The organism is Neorhizobium sp. 05N33 (genome assembly GCF_056397445.1).
Map to the genome: position 1 here is coordinate 349,380 of NZ_JBFTNK010000004.1, position 22,534 is coordinate 371,913.

Sequence of the window (22,534 nt, forward strand, 5' to 3'; positions counted from 1 at the left end):
CTCCCCGGCAATATGGCCTTTTCGTGCCTCCTTCGGAGAATTGAATGCGGATTTGGAAACAGCTTCTGCTCTGTCTCGCCGTCCTGGCGGGAGCGCTGGCTCTGTGGGTTTACCTAGTGCCGAGTGCAGGAGCCACGCTTGCAAAGTTCGGCGTTCCCGGTGGAGTGATTGCAGCCATAAGCCCGAAACATGCCCCCCAGCCCGCAACGGCGGCAGCCGCCGGTGCAAACGGCAATGCGGCGGCGCGCCAGCAAGGTCAGGGCGCAGTACAGGGAAATTCTCAGAACGGATCCACGAACGCGGCCCAGAACAACGCGGGCCAGAACGGCCAGCGCGGTGCCGGCGGACAGGGCGGACAGGGTGGCAACCGCGCCACGCTCGTCGTCGCCCAGCCGGTGGCGATCGGTACCGTCAACGACCGCCTCACGGCGATCGGCAGCGGCGAGGCGATCCAGTCCGTCGTCGTCATGCCGCAGTCTTCCGGAACGATCAACGAGATCAGGGTCGTTTCCGGCCAGAAGGTCACCAAGGGCCAGGTGCTCGCCCGCCTCGACGACGAAGAACAGACGATCGAGCGCGAAAAGGCGCAGGTCGCGCTGCAGAGCGCCCAGGAAAAATCCGCGTCCTACAAGAACCTCCAGTCGTTCTCGCGCCTCGACGTGCTCAATGCCCAGATCGCCGAACAGGCTGCCAAGCTTGCGCTCGCCACGGCCGAACTCAACCTGAAGCGCCGGGATATCGTCGCGCCGATCGAGGGCATCGCGGGCATCGTCGCGGTCAATATCGGCGACAACGTCACCACCCAGACCAATGTGGTGACAATCGACGACCGCACGGCTATTTTGGTCGACTTCTGGGCGCCGGAGCGTTTCGCCGTTGCCATCGAGCCGGGCCAGGCAGTCGACGCGAGCTCGATCGCCCGCCCGGGCCAGGTCTTCTCCGGCAAGGTAGAGGCGATCGACAACCGTATCGACGCGGCAAGCCGCACGATGCGCATCCGCGCCCGTGTCGAAAATCCGGGCGATGTTCTGCGCGCCGGCATGGCTTTCAATGTCGGCATGCGCTTTGCCGGCGAAAGATACCCGGCGGTCGATCCGCTCGCCGTCCAGTGGGACGGCGAGGGTTCCTATGTCTGGCAGGTCAAGGACAATAAATCGGTCAAGACCCGGGTGCGCGTCGTTCAGCGCAATCCCGATGCAGTACTCGTGGGCGCCGAGCTCCAAGAGGGCGACAGGATAGTGACCGAAGGTCTGCAACGGGTGAGGGAGGGGGCGTCAGTCCGGATTTTCGGCGCGCCGGAAACCGCTGAGGTGGCGCGCCAATGAAGATGGAGCTTCCGAGGCATGGCCACGACGACGAGGGGAAGGGCGATGCGGAGAAATCCAGCCAGAGCTTCACCGCTCTCTTCGTCCGCCGGCCCGTTCTTGCCGCCGTCCTGAACACGCTGCTCGTCGTCGCGGGTCTTGCGGCGCTTGCCGGCGTCGAAGTGCGTGAACTTCCCGACGTCGACCAGCCGGTCATCACGGTACGCACCAATTACGACGGCGCCTCGCCGCAGACGATGGACCAGGAAGTCACCCAGGTCATCGAAGGCGCGGTCGCCCGCGTGTCCGGCCTGAAGGCGCTGTCGTCGCAGTCGCAGTTCGGTTCCAGCCGCGTGACGATGGAATTTTCCGATAGCATCAACCTGTCGGAAGCCGCCAACGACGTGCGCGATGCCGTCGGCCGGGTCATCAACAAATTGCCGGAAGATGCCGACGAGCCCCGCATCGTCAAGGCTGACGCCGATTCCGACGCCATCATGCGCCTGGCGGTGACATCCTCGAAGATGTCGATGGAAAACCTGACCCAGCTGGTCAAAAACGCGGTCGTCGACCGCCTCGCCGCCGTGGAAGGTGTGGCGGACGTCGAACTTTACGGCGACCAGGACAAGGTATTCCGCGTCGACATCAACCAGGCTGCGTTGGCCGGTCGCGGCTTGACCGTTGCCGACGTTTCCAAGGCGCTGTCGAGCGCCGCTCTCGACGTTCCGGCCGGTTCGCTGAAGAGCACGACGCAGGACATCGTCGTTCGCGCCACCGCCAGCCTCACCAAGCCGCAGGATTTCGAAAACGTCCTGATCGGGCCGAACGTCCGCATCCGCGATGTGGCGACCGTGGCGCTCGGCCCGGACGACGGCACGACCGTGCTGCGCGCCAACGGCGTGCAGGGCGTCGGCCTCGGCATCATCCGCCAGGCGCAGTCCAACACGCTTAACATTTCCGAAGGCGTCAAGGCCGCCGTCGCGGAGATGCAGAAGACCTTGCCGGAAGGCACCCGCATCGCGGTTACCGGCGACGACGCGATCTTCATCCAGGGCGCGCTGCACGAAGTCGAGACCGCATTGATGCTCTCGGCGGCGGTCGTCGTCGTGGTCATCTTCCTGTTCCTTCGCGACTGGCGCGCCACGCTGATCCCGGCGATCACCATGCCGGTGGCGCTGATCGGCACGTTGGTGGCGATCTATCTCGTCGGCTTCTCGATCAACATCCTGACGCTGCTTGCGATCGTTTTGGCGACAGGTCTCGTGGTCGACGATGCGATCGTCGTGCTCGAAAACATCGTCCGGCGACGGGCGGAAGGCATGGGACCACGCGCCGCCGCCGTGCTCGGCACCCAGGAAGTGTTTTTCGCCGTCATCGCGACGACCGCGACGCTCGCGGCCGTCTTCATTCCGCTGTCCTTCCTGCCCGGCCAGATCGGCGGGCTGTTTAAGGAATTCGGCTTCGTTCTCGCCTTTTCGGTGGCGCTGTCGTCGGTGACCGCCCTGACGCTCTGCCCAATGCTTGCGTCGCGCATGCTGACCAAGCCGATGAAGGAAGACCACGGCCTGCTCGGTGCTTTCGGCAACGCGTTTGCCAGCGTCTATGCGTCCTCGCTGCGGTTTTGCCTCAACGCGCCGCTTGTCGTCATCGTCGTCTCGGTGGTCTTCTCGGTCGCCGCCTACAACGTCTTCGGCCTCGTCAAGAGCGAGCTGACGCCGCGGGAAGACCGCGCCACGATCATGCTGCGCCTGACGACGCCGCAAGGCGTCAGCCTCGATTATACGCGCGATCAGATGCAGCGTGTCGAGGAGAACCTGAAGTCGCTGCGCGATTCCGGCGAGATCACCAATGTGTTCTCGATCTCGGGGTTCGGCAGTAACACCAATAGCGGCTTCATGGTCCTGACGCTGGCGCCCTGGGACGAGCGCACCCGCAGCCAGGACCAGATCGCTGCCGACGTCAATGCTGCAGCGCTCAGGGTTCCGGCGCTGCGCGGCTTCACCATGCAGGCGAACAGCCTGAAGATCCGGGGCGCCGGCAACGGGCTGCAGATGGCGCTGGTCGGCAACGACTACGACCTCCTGACCTCGACCGCCCTGAAACTCGTCTCGCATATGGAAAGCGAAGGCGGCCGGTTCTTCGATACGCCGCGCCTCACCAACGAGCCGACCCAGGCGCAGCTTTCGGTGGCGATCGACCGCGAGCGGGCCTCCGACCTCGGCATCGACATTACCGGCCTGTCGACCGCCATGCAGTCGCTGCTCGAGGGCCGTTCCGTCGTCGACGTCTTCGTCAACGGCGATGCGCTGCCCGTCAAGCTCACCTCGACCACGAGGCCGATCGACGATCCGACCGATCTTGAAAACATCTTCCTGAAGACCGGCGACGGCAAGATCGTGCCGATGTCGACGATCGCGACCCTGAAGGAAGGCGCGGTTGCGCCGCAGCTCAACCGCGAACAGCAGCTCGCGTCGGTCTCCATCTCGTCGAACCTGCGCGACGGCGTGGCGCTCGGCGATGCGGTCAAGGAAGTCACGGCGATCGCCCAGCCGCTGCTGCCGGCCGGTGTCCGTCTGGTGCCGATGGCGGAGGCCAAGACGCTTGGCGAAAACTCCAACGCCATGCTGATGACCTTCGGTTTTGCGATCGCGATCATCTTCCTGGTTCTGGCGGCGCAGTTCGAAAGCGTCTTGTCGTCGATCATCATCATGTCGACCGTGCCGCTCGGGCTTGCCTGCGCCGCGATCGCACTGGTGCTGACCGGATCGAGCCTCAACGTCTACAGCCAGATCGGCCTCGTGCTGCTCGTCGGCGTGATGGCGAAGAACGGCATCCTGATCGTCGAGTTCGCCAATCAGCTGCGCGACCGCGGGTCAAGCGTGCGCGAGGCGATCGAAACGGCCTGCGCCCTTCGCCTGCGCCCGGTGATGATGACGATGATCGCCACCGTCATCGGCGGCGTGCCGCTGCTGCTGGCTCAAGGCGCCGGTGCGGAAGCCCGTATCGCTCTTGGCTGGGTGATCGTCGGCGGCCTCGGTTTTGCGGTCATCGTGACGCTCTTCATCACCCCGGTTGCCTATCTTCTGATCGCGGGCTTCGCCAAGCCGCATGTGCACGAGGAAGCACGGTTCCATCAGGAACTGGCGCATGCCACCCGCCGCAAGCCGGAAAAGCAGGACAACGAGGAAGAGGACGGCAAGGAACGGCTGCTCGCTGCCGAGTAACGGGCCGAGTGACGATCCGTTCGAGAGCGCGGGTACTTCGTTTCCTCCCATCCTTCCTGTCCTCGGACCTGATCCGGGGACAGAAGAGATAATGTCGAGGTTTTTTGCGATCTACCGGCCCAGCAAGGCGTTGAGCTGACCGGCAAGCTCGCCGCCACCGGCGCGGTCCTCGGCCATCTTCTGGAACAATCCCGCCATTCCCCTGAAAATCTGCGAGGCCGGATCGTCTTCGCCGAGGAACGCGGCGATCTCCTCCATCTCCGCCACCCAACGATAGGCTTTTGCATACATGTCGGGAATGGCGCTTGTGAGTTTCCGGTCGAGATCGGGCGCGCTTTCGGCCATCTCCCGCTTAAGACTCTGGTCGGCACCCGATCCGATGGCAGCGAGAAGCATGGCGGTGCCGAGCCCGGTCATGCCCTTGTTGATGCCGGCATAACACATCTTTAGCGCCGAGGCCGCTCCGACAGCCCCTTCGATCCGGCGGATGTGAAGCCCGTGCGCAGCGAGAACGGCGCTTTTGTCCGCCCCGTCGCCACTGATATAGAGTTTTGGTCCGGCCTTTCCCGGCTGCGGCGGCAGGCCGATGATCGAGCCGTCCAGGACGTTCGCCTGGCCGGGCCTGAAAGCGGCTGCGACCGCATTCATCGTCTTTGGCGAGATCGCGTTGCAGTCGATGAATGTCACCGGGCTTGGGCGCTCTCCGATCGCCGCGGACAGACGTTCGGCAACGCCGATCGCCTCGGCGGGCGGAACGATCGACAGAACGATCTGCGCCCCGATGATGTCTTCAAGCGAGGCGGGTGCCATTCCGGCGGCCCTGGCCCGCTCGCGGGTCCCGGGTGAGCGGCCTTCCAGATAGGTCAGCACGCTTGCGCCGCCCTCCGCCAACTGCCGGCCGATCCCGCTCCCCATCGCACCCGCGCCGATGATTGCAATTGTCGCCATCGCTGATCTCCTGAAATTTGATAAAAGCAGAACCTGATTTAGAGCATCGATCGACGACTCGCAGGTGAACTATTTTGCGCCGGGACAAAAAGACCTGTCCGTGACGCGAAGGCCTTGCCCGCGATTCGCGCCCGGCACCCGGAAACTCACCCTGCCGGGGCGCAAGGACTTACCGGCACGGGAGGCTCATCGTCGACATCTCGCTGCGGTGGTCGGTTTCGAGACTTCTTATCGTCACAACGGTCACGAGCCGGGCCTGTTAAACTTGCGGCAACCTTGTGCATGGCATGGCATATCCCGCCACGCAGCAGAAGGAGAGACGTATGGCGCTGATCGGCTTCAAGAATACCCATAACCAGTCCGTATACATCAATCCCGCCCAGGTGCTTTACGTCACGACCTTCGAAGAGGAAGTCACCATCGTCGCTCTTGCGCTCGCCAGCACCGGCGGCAAGCCCACGGCCGTCTATGTCCGCGGCAATGTCGATCAGGTACAGCAGCGGCTGAGCGTAGCCATAGCGGGCTAGGTTCGGCATCAGGTTTCGCGTCCGGCATCCTATTCGAGTTCGTTGGGCCGCGCCGTCGCGGGGATGTCCCAAGCTTCACCCGCCTGTCGGCTCAACGACTTAGTTTAATTTTCCACCTCTCTCATCCCCGTCCTCCCAGCCCGTGCCTAAAATCCCCCCGTTCCGTCGCGGATACACCGGCAGGCGTGCTGGCGAGGCGGGACCGGCGCCGGGTGGGAGGAAACGACGTAAGTCCTTCCATTCGGGGTCCACGGAAAATGGTCTCCCTCCGGCGACGCGGGACGGATGAGAAAGCTGTCGGACCCGACTTCTCGTTTCGTTTTCCGTCATGGAGCGTCGGGCGTGCCTGTGAGGCACACAGGGTGATCGGGGCCGCGCCGTGCGGCGTCCGAGGGTTTTTAAAGAGCCCGGATTGTGCGGCGCAGGTGGAAGACGATGCCGGGCGGCAGTCATGGCCTGCGGCATCCTGGTCTGCGAGCGTGCATGACGCCCTCTTTCGGAGGGGCACGCAACCGTTCCCACAACACCCGTCATCGCAGAGGGACCGAAGTCGCGGATATTAACCGCCGAACGGGGCGCTGAGAGGTGTCACTTATTACTTATCTTACAAGGCAGCTTTCAGCGCCCCGTCCGACTCAAAAAAACGAAATCGCCAAGGCCGGATTCCGCCCGATCGGCCCACCGCTGTTCCGTCTGGACAAAACCCGACCCGTCGCCTAACCAATCCCTTGAAAAGACAAGGAGGAGAATGGCCATGGCGATCAAGGACGTGAAGGCGGGCCTTCGCAACGAAGAGGGCATCTCGACGGCCCTCGGCATCCTCAAGCAATCCTTCGGGGAGCGTTTTCAGACCGGCCAGTCGTTTCGCGAGCAGCACGCCCATACGACGACCTATCTGCCGGCTCAGCTTCCGGACGGCGTCGTCTTCGCTGAAAGCGCCGATGACGTCAAAGCCGTTGTCAGGGCCTGTGCCGAACATCGGGTACCGGTCGTGCCCTTCGGTATCGGTTCCTCGCTCGAAGGCCAGGTGAATGCGCCGTCGGGCGGTATCTCGATCGATTTCAGCCGCATGAACAAGGTGCTTCGGGTCAGCCCGGCCGATCTCGACGTAACCGTCGAGCCCGGCATCACACGCGAGGAACTGAACCGTGAGCTTCGCGACACCGGCCTGTTCTTCCCGATCGATCCCGGCGCCAATGCCTCGATCGGCGGCATGGCCGCCACCCGCGCCTCCGGCACCAATGCGGTGCGCTACGGCACGATGAAGGACAATGTCCTGTCGCTCACCGTCGTCACCGCAGACGGCGAGGAAATCCGCACCGCGCAGCGGGCCCGGAAATCCTCGGCCGGCTACGACCTGACCCGTCTCTTCGTCGGCTCGGAAGGAACTCTTGGCGTCATCACTTCGGTGACGTTGAGGCTGCAGGGCATTCCGGAAAAGATCGGCGGCGGCGTCTGCGCCTTTCCGAGCGTCAAGGCCGCCTGTGACGCCGTGATCATGACCATCCAGATGGGCATTCCGGTCGCCCGCATCGAACTGCTGGACGACGTGCAGATGCGGGCCTGCAATGCCTATTCGAAACTCTCTTATCCGGAAAAGCCGACGCTGTTCCTGGAATTCCACGGCACCGAGGAAACGGTGGCGCTGCAGTCGGCGCAGTTTGCCGAGGTCGCCACGGAATGCGGCGGCGACGAATTTCTATGGACCGCCAATGCCGAGGAGCGGGCAAAGCTGTGGAACGCGCGGCACAATGCCTACTGGGCGAGCCGGGCGCTGGCGCCGGAACTCGACGGCCTGTCGACCGACGTCTGCGTGCCGATCTCGCGGCTTGCCGAGTGCGTAGCCGAAACCCAGGCCGATATTGCGGAACAGGGGTTGCTGGCGCCGATCGTCGGCCATGCGGGCGACGGCAATTTCCACGTCCTGGTGCTCTTCGACGGTAAGGATCCGGCTTCGGTCGACAAGGTCGAGGCGTTCATCGGCCGTCTCAACCACCGGGCACTTGCGATGGACGGAACCTGCACCGGCGAGCATGGCATCGGCCAGGGCAAGATGTCGTTCCTGGAAGAGGAACTGGGCGGTGCAGTCCAGCTGATGCGGACCATCAAACAGGGGCTCGATCCCAAGAATATCTTCAATCCCGGCAAGATCTTCAGGAATGCCGAATGAGATGCTCCCGCAAGCTTGACTTGCCTGCGAACCCAATAGAACTAGTCTCTTAGCAAGATCAGGGAGACGGATACCGTGCTCGGACGCATCCTGTTGGCATTCGGCGGATTGGTGGTGGTGGCGCTGTTCACGGCGCTGCTTGCTCCGTTGTTCGTCGACTGGGCGAGCCTGCGGGTAAGCTTCGAGGAACAGGCAAGCCGCATCCTCGGCAAGAAGGTCACCGTCCACGGCAATGTCGATGCGCGTATACTGCCGTTTCCCTCAGTCACCCTGCACGACGTAAGGGTGGGGGCCGATACGGACGGCCAGCCTTTGGTGCAGATCGCGCAATTCTCGATGGATATGGAGCTTGCGCCCTTCCTCTCCGGCGAGGCGCGGATCTTCGACATGCGCATCGAGCAACCGAAGGCGCGGGTCCGGCTGCTGAAGGACGGTACGCTCGACTGGATGCGCGGCAGTCGCGCCGCGATCCCGGCTCATACCGTCGTCATCGAGGACGTGCATGTCACCGGCGGCGAGATCGACCTGATCGACGAACAGTCCGGCCAGTCACGGCAGATCACCGGTTTTGCCGGCGACTTTTCCGCAGGTTCGCTGCGCGGCCCCTGGCGCGGTGAAGGCAATGCGACGCTCGACGGTTACGAGACCCGGTTCAACCTGGCGAGCGGCACGGCGGATGCCGAGGGCAAGCGTATGCCGCTGCGTCTCAGGCTCTGGCCGGATGCGCAGCCTGTCGAGATCAATCTCGACGGCGAGCTTACCGTTGCCGACAACAGGCCTGCCTATAACGGCAACTTCACACTCGATTTCCTGCAGGAGGAGGACGAGACCGAACCGGTGACGCCGCCACCGCCCGGACCGCGCCTGAAGGGCGGTTTCGAGGTCACCAATGAGCGCATCCGTATTCCGCAATACCGGCTGGAAGTCGGGGCAAGCGACAATCCTTACGTAGTGACCGGTGAGGCGACGCTCGATACCGGCAACAAGCCTGAGTTCCTGCTGACGGCCGATGGCCAGCAGATTGACGTCAACCGGTTGGGCGACGGCGCGCGGGCCAAGACCGGTCGCGATGCCGCCGCCTCGGCGCAGCGGCGCATCAACAATTTCATCCGGCTGGCGGCGTCTATTCCTATTCCGCAGGTGCCCGGCCGCGCCAGCCTGAGGCTGCCGGCGATCGTCGCTAACGATACGACCATCCGCGACATCAGGCTCGACATACGGCCGGCGGGCCGCGGCTGGACTGTGGACAACGTCGTGGCGACCCTGCCGGGCCGCACGCAGCTGGAGGCGAAGGGCAGCCTCGTGCTTCGCGATCGGACGTCCTTCGTCGGCGATATGCTGGTCGCGTCCAGCCAGCCGTCCGGCCTTTCCGACTGGCTTTCCGGACGGGTGGCCCCCGAACTGCGCCAGCTGCGCTCAGCCGGCTTTTCGGCGAAGGTCAATCTCACACCAGACCTGCAACGGTTCGACAATCTCGAACTGGCGATCGGGCCTGCGACGCTCAAGGGCCGTCTGGAACGCCAGTCGACCCAGGGGCAGACGCCGAACCTGTCGATGAGCCTTGCGGGCAACGAGATCGATATCGACGCCATGCGGGCGCTTGCCTCGCTGTTGACCGGCGACGATGCCGGTCAGGATGTGCTGGACCATCGCGTCGCAGCGACGCTGAAGGCGGACCGGTTCACTGCCTTTGGGGTTGCCGCCAACAATGTCGATACCGCTTTCACCGTGGCTGGCGGCGCGCTCTCGCTGGAGCGCCTGACGGTCGGCAATATCGAAGGGGCGACGATATCGGCACGAGGCCGCATCGAAGGTTCGCTGCTTGCCTATTCGGGCACTGGCAACCTCTCGTTTCGTTCCGGCGATCCGACGGCCTTCCTGACCATGCTGCGCAACCGGCTGCCTGCGCATCCGGCTCTCGCCCGGCTTGCCGCAAACGGCGCCTGGTTCGCCAACACGGATCTCGGCGCCAACCTGACCGTCGGCGGAAGCTCGAACGGGGTGGAGATCGTCCTCAAGGGCAAGACGAACGGCAGCGCGGTCAATGCCGACCTCAAGCTTCCCGGTCTGTTCGACCTGACCAGCGACCCCGACATGACGCTCGTCGCCTCGCTCGACAATCCCGACCCGATGGTTCTTCTCGGCCAGGCGGGTCTCGATCCCCTGCCTTTCGAAGGGGACGGCACCGGCGAACTGCTGCTCAACGTGCATCAGGGGCCGGGTGCCACGGCAAAGACCGCGCTGTCGTTCACGACCGGAAAGACCTCGCTGGACGTCAAGGGTGACATGCGGATCGGCAGCGACGGTTTTGGGGAGGGCAGCGGTCACGTGACGCTGCGGAGCGCCGATCTGGAACCCTATCTGCTGATGAACGGTATCGCGCTGCCGCAATTCGGGACCGGTCTGCCGGTCACGCTGGATGCGGATGTCAGCATGACGCCGGAGGCGGTCAAGATTGCGGCGCTCAGCGGCGCGGCGGACGGCAACTCGATCAGCGGCGATATCGCCGTCGACCGCAAGGCGCCGGGCATGCCGGCGACAGGCTCGCTCAACCTCGACAACCTCGACCTCGCCTGGCTCGGCGAGGCGATCTACGGGCCGGTCAGCGATCCGAACAGCGGCGCTTTTTCCTCAAAACCCTTCGCCCCGCCGGTCTTTTACGGCGCGGATGTCGCTCTCGATGTCAAAGCGCGGACGTTCCATACGGGCGCGTTCGGCAATATCGGCGATTTTTCGGCCCGCGTCACGCATCGTAGCGGCGGCATCACCATCGAGAATGGTGCCGGCAACTGGCAGGGCGGCCGGCTCGCCGGTCGGCTGCTGATGTCGAACGGTGACGGAACGGGACTTCTGCAGGCCCGTCTTTCGGCTGAGAATGCCGATCTCGCGTCGCTCGTCTGGACGAAAAGTGGAAAGCCGGTTGCCGACGGAAGGCTGGATTTCAACATGTCCGCCGAATCGACCGGCAAGACCCTGGCCGAGCTCCTGGGCGCCACGAGCGGCTCGGCCGAATTGCGGCTGAAGGGCCTGACCGTCGCCGGCATCAATCCCGATGCGATGAAGCCCCTGATGGCCGGGGTGGACAAACTCGGCGGCGAGGTGACGGAAGCGAGGGTCCGGCCGATCGTTTCCAGCCTGCTGCATCAGGGAAGTGCGGCGGTCGGCAACGTCACCATTCCGGTGACGATCACAGCGGGTGAAGCGCGGGCGCAGAATATTGCAGCCGCCGTGGGCACAACAAAGCTGTCGGGTGAGGGGCGCTTCGATCTGCTCGACGACCGTCTGAGCGCGAATCTGGCGATCACCTACAATGCCGGCGACGAGGCGCTGGCCGGCGGCGATCCGACAATCCGGCTCGACTATGCGGGGGATATTGCCGCGCCTACCGAACGGATCGATATCGCGGCGATGACCAATTTCCTGTCGCAACGCGCCTTCGAGCAGCAGCGGCGGCGTGTGGAAACCCTGCAGGCGAGCGTTCTGGAAAAGCAGCGCCTTCGCCGCGAGGTGGCGCTTTATAATTTCCAGGCAATCGAGCGGCAGGCGGCCCGCGAAAAGGCGGCGGCTGAAGAGCGCGCCCGCCAGCAGGCAGCCGAAGCGGAACGCCAGCGCCAGGGCGTGGAGGCGGCGGCCCGAGCGGCGGAAGAAATGCGTCAGCGCCAGATCAGCCAGCCGCCGCAGCTGATCGTGCCGCCGACCGACGACGCGATCCGTCAGAACTTCCCGAGCCTTCCGTCCGCGGGCACGCCCAACATACCGAGCCTGCCGGGGGTGCAGCGATAGCTGCCGCAACGCGTTCGGGTCTATTTAGGAGGACTTCAGCCAGGTCAGGACGTGGACGCGCAACGCCGAGGAGAGATTGCTGCCGGCACCCCTTTGATCGTCGATCTCGGCGATCAGGGTTGCCAGGCTGATATCGCGTTTTGTGGCGATCGCTTTCAGCTCAAGCCAGAATTCGTCTTCGAGCGAAAAACTGGTGCGATGACCGTGAAGGGTCGCGGAATGTTTGCGGATCACGAAACTCTCCGGACCTTCTGAACAAGCTCGCTTATTCAGACTGTGGTACTTCCGGCGTCAAGCCGATCGGCGCAAGCCTGGTTAGCGGATCCTTAATATGCACCGGACGGACACTCAGTCGTCCTTGCCGGGCTTTTCCAGGTGGCCCTGCTCGAGCCCCTTCTCCGCCTTGTCGTTGCGTGCCTTGGTCAGCGACTTTTCGGCCTTGGTACGGCCGAAGGTGAGGCGGTTCTGTTCCGCCTCCTTTTCCTTTTCGCGCCGTTCCTTAGCTTTGCGGAACTGGCGAAGGTTGACGATTTCGGCGCTCATGGCTGACGCGCCTCCCGGCGCTTACTGCTTCTTGCGGAAGGAATCGAGCGAGATGACGGAGCCGGGCTTCTTCTCTTCGCCGGGCTTGGCTTCGGTATCGGCGGACTTGGAAACGGCTTCGACGGGGATCGCCGTGATTTCGGCGGTGGTGTTTTCGTCCTCGTCGGCGAGCGGCACTTCGAACTCGAGTTCGAAATTCACAGACGGATCGTAGAAGCCGCGGATGGCATTGAAGGGAACGACCAGGCGTTCCGGCGTGTCGGAGAAGGAAAGGCCCACTTCGAACTGGGTTTCGGAGACCTTGAGATCCCAGAACTGGTGCTGGACGACGATAGTCATCTGTTCGGCATATTTCGCCTTGAGGTGCTGCGAGATGCGCACGCCCGGGGCGCCGGTGAGGAAGGTGATGAAGAAATGATGGTCGCCCGGCAGCCGGCCGGTGGCCGCAACCTCGGTCAAAACCTTACGGATGACGCCGCGCAAAGCGTCCTGCGCCAGAATATCGTAACGGATGTGGTCCTGCCCCATACGGTCCTGTCTTTCCATTCTCTCGTCTTTTAGTCAGACGCGTTATGCCATGCCGGCCCGGTGCGGGGAAGCCCCGACGAGCATCCGAGTCAGTTCCATAGTATTCGACTGGGGAGCGAAGGTGAAGGCTTCTGTTGCCAGGTGCCTTCGGACCCCGCCTTAAAGTGCTACCTCTAAGGACTTAGTTCGGATTTCCCGCACCGCCATTAGGCAGCGAGAGCATAACCCTTAGCGTTGTTGTCGTTTGCAACTACACTTTTTGACCCGATAACGGTGGTATCATGCCGAGCAAAAGTTCGATCTTTAAGCCCTTGTCGATCCTATTTCGCCCCCATCAAAAGCCGGCCCTCATGGTTTCCCAATGTGACCGACCGGTTTTTGGTGGAGGCGCCGGGTACCGCCCCCGGGTCCAATAGGTTTATTACACCGACCGTTTATTGCCATAGCCGGACCGAAGTCCGGCAAGGCTGATATAGGCGCATCGCCCGCCGGTGAAAAGGGGTCGCCAGCGGAAAGGCTTCGATTATCCGACCGTTACGACGATTTTTTGCAGCTGGCTCGGAGGAAATGAGCTTCGCTCGGCTGTTTGCGGTTTCACAAGCAGGATTGAGAGCTGCGATCGCTCGCCACTGCGGCGCCGTGGTTTTCGGATGGCCTCCCGAAAGGTAAGGCCGCGCTCCCCGAGGAAGCGCGGCTTTTGGGATCACTTTACCTGCGTGACCGTCAGCTTGCTGTTCCGGGGCCAGCTCGACGGGAACGACCGACAGTTGGCATCAGCTACGGCGACACCGACAGACTGGCTCGGATCGAGTTGATCAGCTTCGGGTGGGCCACCGCAATCGTATTTGCAGTCGGGCTCGGCGGAGCCGTCGTCCTCAGATATCGCACCCGTCGGCGGATTTCCGAGCTGTCTCAAACCGCCCATGCCATCGGACGCGGCGAACTTGCGAGGCGACTGCCGGTCTCTTCGAGGCGTGAGTGCGGTTGGAAAGGATAGCGATTTTCGGGTTGTCACCCTCACGCCCGTTCACGGTTGGACATCGATTACCAGCATCAAGCCGCCACCGCCGTTGACCTCCACATTGTTGTTGGTCGTGTGGTGGGGGATATGGCAGTGGACGAGCCATTTGCCCGGCCGCCGGGCGGTCCATATGACGTCGTACTGTTGTCCGGGAGCAACGTTGACTGTGTCGGCCATGTAACGGGCTGTCGGCGGTAGTGTCTCGCCGTCACGCGCGGCGACCTCGAACGGGCCACCGTGGATGTGCATCGGATGGATGGCCGTCGTGTGTGAGCCGATGAAGCGCACCTTCAACTTCTGCCCGACCTTCATCCTGATCGTGTCGGTTGCGGGATATGATTTCCCGTTGATCGTAAAGAAGTTGGGCAGCGCACCTTCCATCGGCATGGCCGGAAAGGTGAGCCATTCCCGCTTCACCCATTCCTGAAGTTGCATCGTATATTCGAGATCGGCGGGAATTTCATTGGCCGCATCCTTGGGATCGATGATCAGCGCCCCGTACAGGCCAAGCGACTGCTGCCGATCCACATGGTCGTGCGTGTGGTAGAAATACGTGCCGGACTGCCCGACCGTGTACTCGTAGGTGAAGGTCTGGCCCGGCTCTATCGGCTTCTGGGTGATGTGGGCCGGCCCGTCCATCTCGTTTGGCAGGATCAGGCCATGCCAATGGACGGTCGTGCTTTCGGGCAGCCGGTTCGTGACGTTGATCCGGACCTTGTCGCCCTGCACGACCCGCAAGGTCGGCCCCGGAACCTGATTGTTGTAGGCATAGGCCTCCACCGTTTCGCCGGGCAGGATCGACCATCGGATCACCGAGGCAGTCAGGTCGAAGACCTTGACGTCGCCGTCCATGCGCGGCTGAAGAACTTCGCCGCCGGTCGCCGTCTCCCGCGCCTGAAAACTCATGAGACGCGGATCGACCGCCGCCATGTCGCGCATCGCGTCGCCGGGCGTATCGAACGTCATGATCATCCCCGGGGCCATGATCGCACGACCGACATCGTGGGCGCTCAGATGCATGTTCACCCTGGTGAACGGATAGGCGAAGCCGGCGACCAGCATGATCGACGTGAAACTGGCCATCGCAGCGATCTGAACGCGGGTAGGGGCGAATGCGCGGTTTGCGTGATCTTGCCCCGACACGTGATGCTGATGACTGCCGGCTTGCTCTTGTCGGTTCTCGTCTCCATGGGCATGTGCGCCCTGCTGCTGGTGCTGCCCATGCGTATCGCCGGCCATTTGGCCTCTCTCCGTCATCAGCCCGTGCTTCAGTCCCTTGGCAACCAGCCAGACATTGAACGGGTAGGCAATCGCAAAACCTACCCCGATGCCGAGGGCCATCACGCCCCAGAAGAGCATTTCTCCCGGCCACATGGCCCTCATGTCGCGGCCCATCATCAGGATCGCCATGACCGGAGCCATCCCAGCCATCATCGCATTCATGCTGATAAATTCCGGCATGAACGAATTTCGGACATTCTGCCAGTAGGAGCCGCCCATCATGTTCTTCATGAACAGAGCCTGGAAGATGAACAGGCCGAGCGTGAAACCGGCAATGTATTCGATGATGATGTCGATCCACATCGGCAGGCCGAGAAGTGCGGTGATCGCGGCGGCGATGATGATGCCCGTGGCGTCACCGGCAACGCAGTGGATCGTGGAGCCGATCCCCTGCTTCCACAGCGGCTTGATGAATTCCTCATGCGTTCCGGGCACAGGTTCCTTGTCCGCCAGGATGTAGAGGAGCAGGCCGATCGGCCCGAGGTAGAGCGTGACGAGGATGAAGCCCCATTTCATCACCGCCGGTTCGGGATTGTTCCTGAACTGGTCCCAGGCAACGTACAGAGTGCTGAGGCCGGCCAGGATGAACCAGACGAAGAGAAGGTAATCGATTGGCTGGATGAACATGGCTTCCTCCACATCGCGAAGTCACGAGATGGAGCGGACGCTACAAGTTTCCAGCGTTGGAAGGTCAAACGCCGCCAGGCATGTTTCGACATTGACGAGCAGGCGGTGCCATGCTTCATCATCGACCCGGACAGGTCGTTTTCGACTGGCGTTGTCGGGCTCGCAAAGGGCAGGGCTGGGCCGGATGGGATTTGAGGAGGCGCGGTCATGGGCAAGCGGATCGTATTCACCGGCGGCAGCGGCAAGGCCGGGCGGCATGTCGTGCCGTATCTTCTCGGGCAAGGGCATGAGGTCTTCAACCTCGACCTGGTGCCGCTCGATTGCCCTGGCGTCAACACTCTCATTACCGATCTCAGGGACGGCGGCGAGACTTTCAATGCGCTCTCCATGCATTTTGGCTTCAAGGGGCTGGAGAGCGGCAAGGGGCCGGCGCCCGTCGATGCGGTGGTGCATTTCGCCGCCGTGCCGCGCATCCTGATGCGGCCCGACAACGCGACGTTTTCGGTCAACACGATCTCCACCTACAATGTCATCGAGGCGGCGATGAAGCTCGGCATCTCCAAGGTGATCATCGCGTCCAGCGAGACGACCTATGGCGTCTGCTTTGCCGAAGGCGACAAGGACTATCATTCGTTTCCGCTTACCGAAGATTACGATGTCGATCCGATGGACAGCTACGGTCTCTCCAAGGTCGTCAACGAGAAGACGGCGCGGGCCTTCGCCATGCGTTTCGGCGCAGACATCTATGCGCTGCGGATCGGCAACGTGATCTCGCCGGAGGACTACAGCCGCTTCCCCGCCTTCCTGGCGGACCCGCCGTCGCGCAAGCGCAATGCCTGGAGCTACATTGATGCCCGCGATCTCGGCCAGATCGTGCATCTGTGCGTCGAAAAGGACGGGCTGGGCTTCCAGGTCTTCAATGCGGTCAACGACACGATCACGGCGCTTGAGCCGACCAGACCCTTCCTGGAGCGTTGGGCGCCCGGAACGCCCATCACCGGCGAGATCGGTGAATTCGAGGCGCCGATCAGCAACCGCAAGATCCGGGAGGTGTTGGGTTTTGCCGAAAGCCACAATTGGCGGAAATACGTCTCCAATTGATTGGCACCGCTAAAACGGGGGAAAGCCATCAAACGAGATTGGTCGGGCCCACCTGTGCTACTATATGATTCCATGACGATGGAATCGGCGGCCTGACCCCATGAAACAATATCTCGATCTTCTCCGGCATGTGATGGAAACCGGCACCGACCGGGGCGACCGGACCGGCAAGGGCACCCGCTCGGTGTTCGGCTACCAGATGCGCTTCGACCTCACGGAAGGTTTTCCGGTCCTCACGACCAAGAAGCTGCATTTGAGATCGATCATCCACGAGCTCCTGTGGTTCCTGAAGGGCGACACCAATATCGCCTACCTGAAAGAGAACGGCGTTTCGATCTGGGATGAATGGGCCGACGAGAAGGGTGAGCTCGGGCCCGTTTACGGCTACCAGTGGCGCTCCTGGCCCGCCCCCGACGGCAGCCATGTCGACCAGATCTCGCAGCTGATCGAGGGCCTCAAGGTCAATCCGAATTCGCGCCGGCATATCGTATCGGCCTGGAACGTCGGCCAGCTCGACGACATGGCGCTGCCGGCCTGCCACTGCCTGTTCCAGTTCTATGTCGCGGACGGCAAGCTCTCCTGCCAGCTCTACCAGCGTTCCGCCGACGTCTTCCTCGGCGTGCCGTTCAACATCGCGTCCTATGCGCTGCTGACGATGATGGTGGCGCAGGTGACCGGCCTGAAGCCCGGCGACTTCGTCCATACGCTCGGCGACACGCATATCTATTCGGACCATTTCGAGCAGGCGAAGCTGCAGCTGACCCGCACCCCGAAGGCTCTGCCGACGATGCGCATCAATCCCGCCGTGAAGGACATTTTCTCCTTCCGCTTCGAGGATTTCGCGCTCGAAGGGTATGAGGCCGATCCGCATATCAAGGCGGCGGTGGCGGTGTGAGCAGGCCTCGCCTCGTCATCATCGCCGCGGTTTCGCAGGACGGCGTCATCGGCCGCGATGGCGACATGCCCTGGAGGCTTTCGACGGATCTCAAGCGCTTCAAGGCGCTGACCTTGGGCAAGCCGGTCATCGTCGGGCGCCGAACCTTTGATTCCTTCGGAGGACGGCCGCTTCCGGGTCGGCCGCATGTGATCGTTACCCGCAACCCGGATTTTCATTATGACGGCGTCGATGTGGCTGCATCGTTTGACGAAGCCGTCGAGGTTGCCGGCCGCAGGGCGCAGGAAACCGGCTCGGACGAAATCTTTGTGCTGGGCGGTGGCGAGATTTACGCGCAGGCGATCGGGATCGCCGACATGCTGCGCATTACCCATGTCGAAACCGGGATTTCCGACGGCGATACGCTCTTTCCGGCCATCGATCCGGATCTCTTCGACAAGGTGGAGGAGATAGCTGTTCCGGCCGGCGAGAAGGACAGCTATCCGACCCGTTTCGCCACTTATGTCCGTCGAGCCGCGACAAACTGAAACATTTCGTTACCGTTGAACGGGAAGTTATTGAACCTGCGTTGAAAGCGGGCCTCCCCATCCCTATAACGGGCAATAGCCAGATCGATGCCGCACGGCAGGGTCGCGGCTTGGGAGCGAATACGAACAAAGAGGTTTTGATGCCCTGGAGCAATCAGAATGGTGGCGGCGGTGGCCCTTGGGGCGGCGGTGGCGGTAATAATCAGGGCCCCTGGGGACAGGGACCGAACCGCCCGCGCGGCGGCGGGGGAAGCGGCGGGCCGCCGGACCTCGAAGACATCATAAGGCGCAGTCAGGACAGGCTGCGCGGCATGATGCCCGGCGGCTTCAACGGCGGCGCCTTCACGATCGTGATCATCGTCATTTTCGCCTTCCTCGCCTTTCAGTCCATCTACACCGTTCAGCCGGACGAGCGTGGCGTCGAACTGCGTTTCGGGCGGCCGAAGGATGAAATCTCCATGCCGGGCCTGCATTTCCATTTCTGGCCGCTCGAAACCGTCGAGATCGTCAAGGTCACCGAACAGCAGCAGAATATCGGCGCGACGCGGGGCTCCAGCTCCAATGCCGGCTGGATGCTGACCGGCGACCAGAACATCGTCAACGTGCAGTTCTCGGTCCTGTTCACCGTCACCGATCCGAAGGCCTATCTGTTCAACCTCGAAGGCCCGGCCGCGACGCTGCAGCAGGTTTCCGAAAGCGCCATGCGCGAAGTCGTCGGCCGTCGCCCGGCGCAGGACATCTTCCGCGACAACCGCGAAGGCATCTCGACCGAAGTGCGTAATATCATCCAGGGCACGATGGATACCTACGGCTCCGGCCTTTCCATCAATGCCGTGCCGATCGAGGATGCAGCTCCGCCGCGTGAAGTGGCCGACGCGTTCGAAGAAGTACAGCGCGCCGAACAGGACGAGGATCGTTTCGTCGAAGAAGCGAACCAGTATTCCAACCAGAAGCTCGGCCAGGCGCGCGGTCAGTCAGCCCAGGTCCGTGAAGAGGCATCCGCCTACAAGGACAAGGTCGTCAACGAAGCGCAGGGCGAGGCGCAGCGCTTCGTTTCGATCTACAACGAATATGCGAACGCGCCTGAAGTGACGCGCCGGCGGATCTTCCTCGAAACCATGGAAACGGTCCTGAAGAATTCCCGCAAGATCATTCTGGACAACAAGGACGGCGTGGTCCCCTATCTGCCGCTCAACGAGATGATCAAGCCGCAGACGAACCAGGGAGGCACACGATGAACTCCAATCGACTCCCCGCAATCCTGATCGGCCTCGCCGTTCTCCTCGTGCTGATCTATTCGTCGGTTTTCGTGGTCAACGAGCGCGAACAGGCAGTCGTCGTCCGCTTTGGTGAGATCCAGGACGTCAAGCGCGCGCCTGGCATCTATTTCAAGCTGCCATTCGCCTTCATGGATGCCGATCGTGTCCAGTATGTCGAGGACCGGGCTTTGCGCTTCGATCTCGACAATATCCGCGTCCAGGTGCGCGGTGGTGCGTTTTATGAAGTCGACGCTTTCGTCGTCTATTCGATCGCCGATCCGCGCCTCTTCCGGGAAACGGTCTCGGGTGATCGCGATTCGGCCGAGTCGCGGCTTCGCACCCGCCTCGATGCAGCGTTGCGCCGTGTCTATGGTCTGCGCAATTTCGATGCAGCGCTCTCCAACGAGCGCTCTTCGATGATGCAGGAAGTTCGCACCGACCTCACTGCTGCGGCGGAAACCCTTGGGCTTGCGATCCGCGACGTTCGTATCCGGCGCACCGACCTCACTCAGGAAGTCTCTCAGCAGACCTTCCAGCGCATGAAGGCCGAGCGTCTTGCCGAGGCCGAGCTGATCCGCGCCCGTGGTAACGAGCAAGGCCAGCGGCGTCGTGCCATTGCCGACCGTCAGGTCGTCGAACTGGTCTCCGAAGCGCAGCGGGATTCGGAAATCCTGCGCGGTCAGGGCGACGCCGAGCGCAACAAGATCTTCGGCGAGGCCTTCCAGCGCGATCCGGCCTTCTTCGAGTTCTACCGCACGATGCGCGCCTATGTGGCTGCACTTGCCGATAACGGCACGACGCTTGTGTTGTCGCCGGATTCGGAATTCTTCCGGTTCTTCAACTCGTCTGCAGGTCAGGCACTTGCGCCGGTGCCGGCACCTGCGCGGCCGGCGCCGCCTGCTGCACCCGCAGCGCCGGCGAACTGATCCCATAGGACTGGGGCGGCGCAATGCCGCCCCTTTCATAACAGGACCATCCACAGGCGTGACGGGTAGAGGACACAATCCTCACGAAAAGGTAATTTCCACCGTCGTCATTCCGCCTTATGCTCTGCCGAAACTCCGCCCGATTCAAAGGTTCCTATAGCCTGCCCGGGTCGAGACCGCTCTTCCGGGGTGATGCGGACAATCCAACAGCGAGGACGCCAGATGGCCCATTCGGTTCGATCGACCTTCAAGCGCACCGTCACGCTTGCGGCAACTTTTGCCGTCCTGGCGGCACCCTTGCAGGCGATTGCCCAGACGCCGGTCCCTGCCGCTCCGGGGCAGAATGCAAATCCGCCGGCCGCCGGTTCTCCCGGCGTCATGCTGCCGGCCCCGCCAACACCGTCGCCGAGCATCAATCCGCCTCCGGCTCCAGCGCCGATGGCAGGCGGCGGCCCGGGTTCGATCGCTGATCTCGCCGAAGGTCTGCTCGATGCCGTCGTCAACATCTCGACATCGCAGAGCGTCAAGGACCAGGGGGCCGGCCCACAGCCACAGATCCAGGAGGGCTCGCCTTTCCAGGAGTTCTTCGAGGACTTCTTCGATGGCCAGGGCAAGCAGAACGGCAATCAGAAGGTTTCTTCCCTCGGCTCCGGCTTCGTGATCGACCCTTCCGGCTACGTGGTCACCAACAACCACGTCATCGAAGGTGCCGACGACATCGAGGTGATTTTTCCGAACGGCACGAAGCTCAAGGCCAGGCTGGTCGGCACTGACACCAAGACCGACCTTTCGGTGCTGAAGGTCGAGCCCAAGGCGCCGCTGAAGGCAGTGCGTTTCGGCGATTCCCGCCGCATGAGGATCGGCGACTGGGTGATGGCGATCGGCAACCCGTTCGGCCTCGGCGGGTCCGTGACACTGGGCATCATCTCGGCGCGTGGGCGCAACATCAATGCCGGCCCTTATGACAACTTCATCCAGACGGATGCGGCGATCAACAAGGGCAATTCCGGTGGCCCGCTGTTCAACATGCGCGGCGAGGTGATCGGTATCAACACGGCGATCATTTCACCCTCCGGCGGTTCGATCGGCATCGGTTTCGCCGTGCCGACGGAACTCGCCGAAAATGTCGTGCACCAGCTGACCGAATTCGGCGAGACGCGTCGCGGCTGGCTCGGCGTGCGCATCCAGCCGGTGACCGACGACGTTGCGGCAAGCCTTGGTCTAGACCGGGCACGTGGCGCGCTGGTGTCGGGCGTCGTCAGCGGCGGGCCGATCAAGAATGGCGAGATCAAGGCCGGCGACGTGATCCTGAGCTTCGACGGCCAGGCGGTCAACGAGATGCGCGACCTGCCGCGCATCGTGGCGGAAAGCCCGGTCAGCAAGGAAGTTGACGTGGTGATCCTGCGCGACGGTAAGCAGCAGACCGTCAAGGTGACGCTCGGGCGCCTCGAAGACAGTGCCGAGCCGCAGGAGGAAGACGATCAGCCGGCCCTGCCGGAAGGCCAGGGCCAGAACAAGGCGCCCAACAACAATGCGCCCGGCGACCAGAAGGGCGAGCTCAGCCGGGACCCTGCCGCAGCCTTCGGCATGACGCTCGCCGTGCTCGACGAGGACCGCCGCAAGAGCTTCAGCATTGTCGAAAGCGTCGAGGGCGTGGTGATCACGGCCGTCGCGCCGAACTCGCCCGCCGCCCAGAAGGGGCTGAAGGTCGGCGAGGTCGTGGTCGAGGTGGCGCAGGATTTTGTCGAAAGCCCGGCCGACGTCGTCAAGCGGATCGCCGTGCTGAAGTCCGAAGGCCGCCGCAACGCGCATGTGATGGTTTCGGATCCTTCCGGCAACCTGCGCTTCGTGGCGCTGCCGCTGGAGTAAG

16 protein-coding genes and 1 other RNA gene are annotated in these 22,534 nt (G+C 62.8%); 11 read left to right on the forward strand and 6 right to left on the reverse strand.

The window, feature by feature from the left end; translation table 11 throughout:
- Positions 1 to 44 precede the first annotated feature (44 nt).
- Positions 45 to 1,325: an efflux RND transporter periplasmic adaptor subunit gene (locus AC1DLT_RS14060; protein ID WP_477487125.1), complete on the forward strand. Its 1,281-nt coding sequence runs from the start codon at positions 45 to 47 to the stop codon at positions 1,323 to 1,325.
- Between the two features lie 2 nt (positions 1,326 to 1,327).
- On the forward strand, positions 1,328 to 4,528 hold the full coding sequence (locus AC1DLT_RS14065) for an efflux RND transporter permease subunit (protein ID WP_477487244.1): 3,201 nt from the start codon (positions 1,328 to 1,330) through the stop codon (positions 4,526 to 4,528).
- 111 nt (positions 4,529 to 4,639) lie between these two features.
- Here the strand turns inward: AC1DLT_RS14065 and AC1DLT_RS14070 are convergent, their stop codons facing one another.
- A complete protein-coding gene (locus AC1DLT_RS14070; protein WP_477487126.1) occupies positions 4,640 to 5,476 on the reverse strand; it encodes an NAD(P)-dependent oxidoreductase in 837 nt (278 codons plus the stop codon).
- Between the two features lie 323 nt (positions 5,477 to 5,799).
- Here AC1DLT_RS14070 and AC1DLT_RS14075 point away from each other — a divergent pair, with 323 nt between their 5' ends.
- The 3 genes from AC1DLT_RS14075 to AC1DLT_RS14085 all read left to right on the forward strand — a co-directional run bounded on the left by AC1DLT_RS14075 (position 5,800) and on the right by AC1DLT_RS14085 (position 11,956).
- Positions 5,800 to 6,003, forward strand: coding sequence for a hypothetical protein (locus tag AC1DLT_RS14075; protein WP_038543470.1), 204 nt, complete (start codon positions 5,800 to 5,802; stop codon positions 6,001 to 6,003).
- Positions 6,004 to 6,757: 754 nt separating this feature from the next.
- Entirely contained in the window at positions 6,758 to 8,173 is a 1,416-nt protein-coding gene (locus tag AC1DLT_RS14080; RefSeq protein WP_477487127.1) for an FAD-binding oxidoreductase, read from the forward strand.
- A 75-nt stretch (positions 8,174 to 8,248) separates the two neighbouring features.
- Positions 8,249 to 11,956, forward strand: a complete 3,708-nt coding sequence (locus AC1DLT_RS14085) for an AsmA family protein (protein WP_477487128.1) — start codon at positions 8,249 to 8,251, stop codon at positions 11,954 to 11,956.
- A 24-nt stretch (positions 11,957 to 11,980) separates the two neighbouring features.
- Here the strand turns inward: AC1DLT_RS14085 and AC1DLT_RS14090 are convergent, their stop codons facing one another.
- From AC1DLT_RS14090 to AC1DLT_RS14110, 5 genes are all read right to left on the reverse strand, one after another.
- The gene (locus tag AC1DLT_RS14090; protein ID WP_038543466.1) at positions 11,981 to 12,190 is read right to left on the reverse strand and encodes a ribbon-helix-helix domain-containing protein; all 210 of its coding nucleotides are present in this window, start codon (positions 12,188 to 12,190) and stop codon (positions 11,981 to 11,983) included.
- Between the two features lie 114 nt (positions 12,191 to 12,304).
- Positions 12,305 to 12,499 carry a DUF4169 family protein gene (locus tag AC1DLT_RS14095; RefSeq protein WP_038543464.1) on the reverse strand — a complete coding sequence of 65 codons (195 nt, stop codon included), beginning with the start codon at positions 12,497 to 12,499 and terminating at the stop codon, positions 12,305 to 12,307.
- A gap of 21 nt (positions 12,500 to 12,520) precedes the next feature.
- Positions 12,521 to 13,027 carry an SspB family protein gene (locus AC1DLT_RS14100; RefSeq protein ID WP_477487245.1) on the reverse strand — a complete coding sequence of 169 codons (507 nt, stop codon included), beginning with the start codon at positions 13,025 to 13,027 and terminating at the stop codon, positions 12,521 to 12,523.
- 120 nt (positions 13,028 to 13,147) lie between these two features.
- Positions 13,148 to 13,529: a transfer-messenger RNA gene (gene ssrA, locus AC1DLT_RS14105) on the reverse strand.
- 525 nt (positions 13,530 to 14,054) lie between these two features.
- Positions 14,055 to 15,956: a multicopper oxidase domain-containing protein gene (locus AC1DLT_RS14110; RefSeq protein WP_477487129.1), complete on the reverse strand. Its 1,902-nt coding sequence runs from the start codon at positions 15,954 to 15,956 to the stop codon at positions 14,055 to 14,057.
- Between the two features lie 207 nt (positions 15,957 to 16,163).
- On the opposite strand from AC1DLT_RS14110, the gene AC1DLT_RS14115 reads away from it, so the two are divergent.
- The 6 genes from AC1DLT_RS14115 to AC1DLT_RS14140 all read left to right on the forward strand — a co-directional run bounded on the left by AC1DLT_RS14115 (position 16,164) and on the right by AC1DLT_RS14140 (position 22,533).
- Positions 16,164 to 17,057 carry an NAD-dependent epimerase/dehydratase family protein gene (locus AC1DLT_RS14115; RefSeq protein ID WP_477487130.1) on the forward strand — a complete coding sequence of 298 codons (894 nt, stop codon included), beginning with the start codon at positions 16,164 to 16,166 and terminating at the stop codon, positions 17,055 to 17,057.
- 100 nt (positions 17,058 to 17,157) lie between these two features.
- On the forward strand, positions 17,158 to 17,952 hold the full coding sequence (locus AC1DLT_RS14120; RefSeq protein WP_247135590.1) for a thymidylate synthase: 795 nt from the start codon (positions 17,158 to 17,160) through the stop codon (positions 17,950 to 17,952).
- On the forward strand, positions 17,949 to 18,479 hold the full coding sequence (locus tag AC1DLT_RS14125; protein ID WP_477487131.1) for a dihydrofolate reductase: 531 nt from the start codon (positions 17,949 to 17,951) through the stop codon (positions 18,477 to 18,479). Before AC1DLT_RS14120 ends, AC1DLT_RS14125 begins: the two co-directional genes overlap by 4 nt.
- Positions 18,480 to 18,619: 140 nt before the next feature.
- Positions 18,620 to 19,717 carry an FtsH protease activity modulator HflK gene (gene hflK / locus AC1DLT_RS14130; protein WP_477487132.1) on the forward strand — a complete coding sequence of 366 codons (1,098 nt, stop codon included), beginning with the start codon at positions 18,620 to 18,622 and terminating at the stop codon, positions 19,715 to 19,717.
- A complete protein-coding gene (hflC, locus tag AC1DLT_RS14135) occupies positions 19,714 to 20,664 on the forward strand; it encodes a protease modulator HflC (protein ID WP_038543440.1) in 951 nt (316 codons plus the stop codon). The genes hflK and hflC overlap by 4 nt, the downstream gene beginning before the upstream one ends.
- 222 nt (positions 20,665 to 20,886) lie before the next feature.
- On the forward strand, positions 20,887 to 22,533 hold the full coding sequence (locus AC1DLT_RS14140; RefSeq protein WP_038543438.1) for a Do family serine endopeptidase: 1,647 nt from the start codon (positions 20,887 to 20,889) through the stop codon (positions 22,531 to 22,533).
- Position 22,534: the final 1 nt, after the last annotated feature.

What these genes read in the sequence shown, in the direction of transcription:
- AC1DLT_RS14060 (WP_477487125.1), top strand. Translation starts at nt 45, where the DNA reads ATGCGGATTTGGAAACAGCTTCTGCTCTGTCTCGCCGTCCTGGCGGGA.
- AC1DLT_RS14065 (WP_477487244.1), top strand. Translation starts at nt 1,328, where the DNA reads ATGGAGCTTCCGAGGCATGGCCACGACGACGAGGGGAAGGGCGATGCG.
- AC1DLT_RS14070 (WP_477487126.1), bottom strand. Translation starts at nt 5,476, where the DNA reads ATGGCGACAATTGCAATCATCGGCGCGGGTGCGATGGGGAGCGGGATC.
- AC1DLT_RS14075 (WP_038543470.1), top strand. Translation starts at nt 5,800, where the DNA reads ATGGCGCTGATCGGCTTCAAGAATACCCATAACCAGTCCGTATACATC.
- AC1DLT_RS14080 (WP_477487127.1), top strand. Translation starts at nt 6,758, where the DNA reads ATGGCGATCAAGGACGTGAAGGCGGGCCTTCGCAACGAAGAGGGCATC.
- AC1DLT_RS14095 (WP_038543464.1), bottom strand. Translation starts at nt 12,499, where the DNA reads ATGAGCGCCGAAATCGTCAACCTTCGCCAGTTCCGCAAAGCTAAGGAA.
- AC1DLT_RS14100 (WP_477487245.1), bottom strand. Translation starts at nt 13,027, where the DNA reads ATGGGGCAGGACCACATCCGTTACGATATTCTGGCGCAGGACGCTTTG.
- AC1DLT_RS14110 (WP_477487129.1), bottom strand. Translation starts at nt 15,956, where the DNA reads ATGTTCATCCAGCCAATCGATTACCTTCTCTTCGTCTGGTTCATCCTG.
- AC1DLT_RS14115 (WP_477487130.1), top strand. Translation starts at nt 16,164, where the DNA reads ATGGGCAAGCGGATCGTATTCACCGGCGGCAGCGGCAAGGCCGGGCGG.
- AC1DLT_RS14120 (WP_247135590.1), top strand. Translation starts at nt 17,158, where the DNA reads ATGAAACAATATCTCGATCTTCTCCGGCATGTGATGGAAACCGGCACC.
- hflK (WP_477487132.1), top strand. Translation starts at nt 18,620, where the DNA reads ATGCCCTGGAGCAATCAGAATGGTGGCGGCGGTGGCCCTTGGGGCGGC.
- hflC (WP_038543440.1), top strand. Translation starts at nt 19,714, where the DNA reads ATGAACTCCAATCGACTCCCCGCAATCCTGATCGGCCTCGCCGTTCTC.
- AC1DLT_RS14140 (WP_038543438.1), top strand. Translation starts at nt 20,887, where the DNA reads ATGGCCCATTCGGTTCGATCGACCTTCAAGCGCACCGTCACGCTTGCG.